Raw genomic sequence first — 3,839 nt, forward strand, 5'->3', positions numbered from 1 at the left:
ATATGGCAGCGTGACTCACAACCCAACGCCTCCGGTAGACCCGGCGCGGTTCACTAGGCGCGTGGCGCTACAGACGTGGCCAAATCCACAAGCGGTACACATCGTTCCTTAAGCACGAATTCGCTCTCATGCGCTTCTGACGGCAACATGCAAAGAATGTGGAGTGGCAATTGTTCGCCGGCCGACTGTATTTCCGCTTTGAGGTTGACAAGCTTTTCACCGACAGGGCCAACGACAAGAATGTCGATGTCTTGGCCGACTCCGTTCAGGGTCGAGCCGAACATATAGGCGTCGAAACTAACCAGGGATCCACAACACGCCAGCAGGTGAGCTGCGATCGCGCCAGCCTTCATGATCTCTGGTGGATGTAGTCCCTCATCTCTTCCCATTTTATCACCTTCAATCCGAGCTCATTTCCCGCGTCGATCGCTTCTTTCGATGGGCTCCCGTTCGGGTTGATGTTCCACGCGACATCCATCGGACCAAAGCGGTCCCAAAGACTGCGAACCGCATCGGCGGTAGGTTCGTACTCTGCGATCATGCCTAATCGGAAAACGACGCCGTTCTTGAGCATGACCTGATAGACGCGATCGAACTCGCGGACGACCTGGGCAACGCGACCATATTGTCGAAGAAGGCGGTCCGAGAAAAAGTACGTTTTGTGTGACGCCGTCTTGGCCTTTCCATCCAAGGCAGCCGAAGAGAGCGTTCCAAAGCTGCCCCATCCCACGCCATGATCCTGAAGATAGCGGATCGCCCCGCCCTCCCAGACACAGCTGGACCGATAGCCGCATAGGAAGTCCATGGCTGGAAATCGCTCCCGGTAATATGTGGCGGTCGCCATGTCGATTGTATCCCCGGGCGCTATTGCAGCTAGCACGTCCGGCTGATCCGGGGTCATGACCCTGATCAGGTCGTCCTCCACATGCACTGCGGTGAATCGCCCCGGCTTTGCAAAATTCGCGAGCGCGTAGGTGACTTGCCAGTTCATGCGAAGATGCCTTCCATTGCCGCAGGGAAGCGACTTGCGCGGCCAGCGACGCCGCAGACATGGCGTTCGGACAGGCCGCGCACATGCTCCTGATATTCTGCGAAAGTCCGGCGCTCCTCGTCGCTGGCCAGTCCGAGGTTCGCCTTGATGATCGCCTGCATGCGGTAGTGGTTGGGTAGGATCACGCTCCTCACACGCTGGTCCCAAGCCTGCGCCGCCTCGGACTCCGGATTATATTCGAACTCGGCCCCGTCGACGGGGGCGTATCGCTCCCAGATCGCCTTGTTCTCGGCAAGAAGCGCGGTGACTGCCTCGCGCACTTGCCCGCGCTCTTCATATGCCTTGATACCCTGCTTGAGCGCCAAGTTCGCAAGATGGGTCTGCTTCCAATCCAGGAGCAGCTGGCGAGGATAGGCCTCGGGGTCCTTGTCGACCTTGGTATGGCAGGTCGGGCACAGGAGGAGCAGGTTGTCGAAGGAATCTGCATCGAAATCGCCGTCCGGTCTGTCCTCGTAGCGCGGGCCGGCATCGCCATGAGGGATAACGTGCGCCATCTCCGCGATGTGCTTGTCGCCTCCCAACTCGACCGGAAACAGGGCGTCTAGACATTCCGGCCGCTGGCAGTGACCCGATGCCGCCGCAAATAAGTGCAGCCGGGTGGCCGCTGGTATAGCCTTGCGTTCCGCCATCAATCCCCCACCTGGTTCACCGATGCCCCCACCTAAGTGCGGGCAAATCAACTCCACTGTCTAGCGATCCGCCGCCCGGCGCAGAAGCGATATACCCTTTTCTCCGGTGGTTTTCTGCATTCGACGTGAGAGGCTTCTGCCGCCCGAAAGCACCTGGCTCAGGATCGTATCAGCCCTATATAGCCCGGCGAGAAATTCAAAGGTGGGGTAGGCATTGTCGAGCAGGGGTATTTTTATCGGTCAGATCATCGACGACCTCGATGCGATTTCCAATCAGGTCCGGCGCCGCTGCGAGTTAGGCCAAACCGACCTCAACAGCCTGCTCGAGAACTTCTTTCGCGATATCCTCAACCTCACGCTCAACACGAATCTGGTGAACCTCAACGCGCGACGTTCGAACGCGCCGGGTCTGGATCTAGGAGACAAAACGAGCCCGCGTAAGATCGCTTACCAGATCACTTCACGCGCCGACGCGGCGAAGGTTACTGATACGCTGACGAAGATCACCAATGAGCAGGTCTCACTCTACGAAGAATTCTTCATTCTCGTGATCGGCGAGAGGCGCAAGAACTACAGGATCGCCCCGAATCTCGCTGCCAGCCGAAAAGGATTCTCTGAAACCAATGTTCTCGGGATCAGCGACCTATGCAGGCGCATCATGGACACGAACCTCGAAACGATCCGTGCCATTCAGCAAAAGTTGCAGCTCGAACGCACCGAAATTCGGATCGAACTGGAGCCCGAGATCAACGGCACCTTCGAGACGAACATCACCGATTTAGTCGAGGGCCGGCCGAACGTAACCCGGTCAGATGCTTCGCTGTTGGTAGCCAGTGACGCAGGCAGAGGCGTGTTCGGCTCCGCGGATGAAGCCGCCGCAGCGCTCAACGGCTTCATTGATCGACTGGAACCACTGCCGCGACTGTCGCGAGCGCTGCTCGGTTGGATGATCGACGAAAGCGAGCATCGCTACGGGTTCAACGATTATCACGTGGTCAATGCCGATCTCGTCCAGCGCAAATATCCCGACACGCAGTACCTGCTGGTCGACACTCGGCTATTGGAGGCTTGGGGCTTTCTTAGCTACGACGACGACGAGGACGGAAAATCGGCACGCTTCTCGTTCAGCTTTCCCGGCACGGACCATGATTGGTTCGCTGAGGCGTTCATGAACTTCGTGAAAGAGCAGAACTTGTCGGCATCGACGTTGTTTTCGACGATGAACTTCTCAGCGTTCGGTCCTCTACCTGTTGTCAGCGCATCCGTCACGACGCGCGCAAAGAAAGCCGGTCGAGTAAAATCGACAGGCCGGTCCAAGGCACAAAAACGATAATCTTTTGGCCATTACGTATTTGACAAACCCGCGTGAATTAATGCGATTGCGCCGATGGCCATGCCGGCGTTGAACGTCGCTGCCAGCCAGAACATGATGGGATGCTCTGACCGAACGTACCGCGCATATGGAACCCCCGCCGCGCTCATCGTCCCACTTCGCAAGCCGTAGATTAGCAACGATCCGATGATAACGATTCCCAAAACGAGGATGGCACGTACCAAGTTGTCACTCACTCCGGCTTCTCCGGCACCGGCTTATGCTTCACGATCTTGCGCAGCCTCTCGTCGAAGTGCGCTTCGTCGTCGTCGGTTTCTAGGTCGCGCGCGGCTTCCTTGAACTTGTCGAGTTGTGTTGGCTCGTCCGGCATGGGGCCTCGCTATTGGCAAAAATCCCGGCGAACTAGGCCGGGCTTAAGTCAGCTATTCGCCTTCGGCGTTCTCTATTTCCTCGTCGAGGAAGATGTCCAGGTATCGCTTTAGGCGCTTTAAGCCCTTGCCCGAAATATCTTCTGGGAAGGTCAGGACCACGTCACCATCGCTGATGGGGAATACGGCCTTCCGCGCCCCTTTTGTCGCTTCGTCCTGTTTGGGAGGCAGCGATAGCGTTGGGGGTGTGACGGAAGGCGGTGCTGAAGCACCTTTTTCTAACAGTGTAGCATCGGACATAAGAACACCGGTTTCCGACCCCTCCACAAATACCCACTTATGGCCTTCGTGCTCGTGAACCGCTCGGACAGTGGCCTTTTCCACCAAGATCTGCCCAGCAACCTCTGATCTGCCCCCCGCTGAGTGGCCCAGAGACTATGATAGTCTGGACCACGAAA

General features: G+C 57.5%; 7 protein-coding genes. 1 reads left to right on the plus strand and 6 read right to left on the minus strand.

What is annotated here, in order from left to right:
- Positions 1–53: 53 nt before the first annotated feature.
- Genes ACEK02_RS27775 through ACEK02_RS27785 form a run of 3 tightly spaced genes read right to left on the minus strand, consistent with a single transcriptional unit; the run spans position 54 to position 1,680 of the window.
- A complete protein-coding gene (locus ACEK02_RS27775; protein WP_371424692.1) occupies positions 54–353 on the minus strand; it encodes a nucleotidyltransferase domain-containing protein in 300 nt (99 codons plus the stop codon).
- Positions 350–991: a hypothetical protein gene (locus ACEK02_RS27780; protein ID WP_371424693.1), complete on the minus strand. Its 642-nt coding sequence runs from the start codon at positions 989–991 to the stop codon at positions 350–352. The genes ACEK02_RS27775 and ACEK02_RS27780 overlap by 4 nt, the downstream gene beginning before the upstream one ends.
- Positions 988–1,680 carry an HNH endonuclease gene (locus tag ACEK02_RS27785; RefSeq protein WP_371424694.1) on the minus strand — a complete coding sequence of 231 codons (693 nt, stop codon included), beginning with the start codon at positions 1,678–1,680 and terminating at the stop codon, positions 988–990. The genes ACEK02_RS27780 and ACEK02_RS27785 overlap by 4 nt, the downstream gene beginning before the upstream one ends.
- Positions 1,681–1,894: 214 nt before the next feature.
- Between ACEK02_RS27785 and ACEK02_RS27790 the strand changes: the two genes are divergently transcribed.
- On the plus strand, positions 1,895–3,013 hold the full coding sequence (locus ACEK02_RS27790; RefSeq protein ID WP_371424695.1) for an SMEK domain-containing protein: 1,119 nt from the start codon (positions 1,895–1,897) through the stop codon (positions 3,011–3,013).
- 11 nt (positions 3,014–3,024) lie between these two features.
- On the opposite strand, the gene ACEK02_RS27795 is transcribed toward ACEK02_RS27790, so the two are convergent.
- The 3 genes from ACEK02_RS27795 to ACEK02_RS27805 are packed head-to-tail and all read right to left on the minus strand — an operon-like array spanning position 3,025 to position 3,765.
- Positions 3,025–3,249 (minus strand): hypothetical protein, encoded by a 225-nt coding sequence (locus tag ACEK02_RS27795; RefSeq protein ID WP_371424696.1) that lies wholly within the window; start codon positions 3,247–3,249, stop codon positions 3,025–3,027.
- Positions 3,246–3,383, minus strand: a complete 138-nt coding sequence (locus ACEK02_RS27800) for a hypothetical protein (protein ID WP_371424697.1) — start codon at positions 3,381–3,383, stop codon at positions 3,246–3,248. Before ACEK02_RS27800 ends, ACEK02_RS27795 begins: the two co-directional genes overlap by 4 nt.
- 52 nt (positions 3,384–3,435) lie before the next feature.
- Complete coding sequence (locus ACEK02_RS27805; RefSeq protein WP_371424698.1) at positions 3,436–3,765, minus strand: hypothetical protein; 330 nt, start codon at positions 3,763–3,765, stop codon at positions 3,436–3,438.
- Positions 3,766–3,839: the final 74 nt, after the last annotated feature.

This window comes from Tardiphaga sp. (assembly GCF_041424195.1).
Classification (GTDB): domain Bacteria; phylum Pseudomonadota; class Alphaproteobacteria; order Rhizobiales; family Xanthobacteraceae; genus Tardiphaga.

Bases quoted from the DNA above. Each gene is read 5' to 3' on its own strand.
- ACEK02_RS27775 (WP_371424692.1), bottom strand. From the start codon at position 353: ATGAAGGCTGGCGCGATCGCAGCTCACCTGCTGGCGTGTTGTGGATCC.
- ACEK02_RS27780 (WP_371424693.1), bottom strand. From the start codon at position 991: ATGAACTGGCAAGTCACCTACGCGCTCGCGAATTTTGCAAAGCCGGGG.
- ACEK02_RS27785 (WP_371424694.1), bottom strand. From the start codon at position 1,680: ATGGCGGAACGCAAGGCTATACCAGCGGCCACCCGGCTGCACTTATTT.
- ACEK02_RS27800 (WP_371424697.1), bottom strand. From the start codon at position 3,383: ATGCCGGACGAGCCAACACAACTCGACAAGTTCAAGGAAGCCGCGCGC.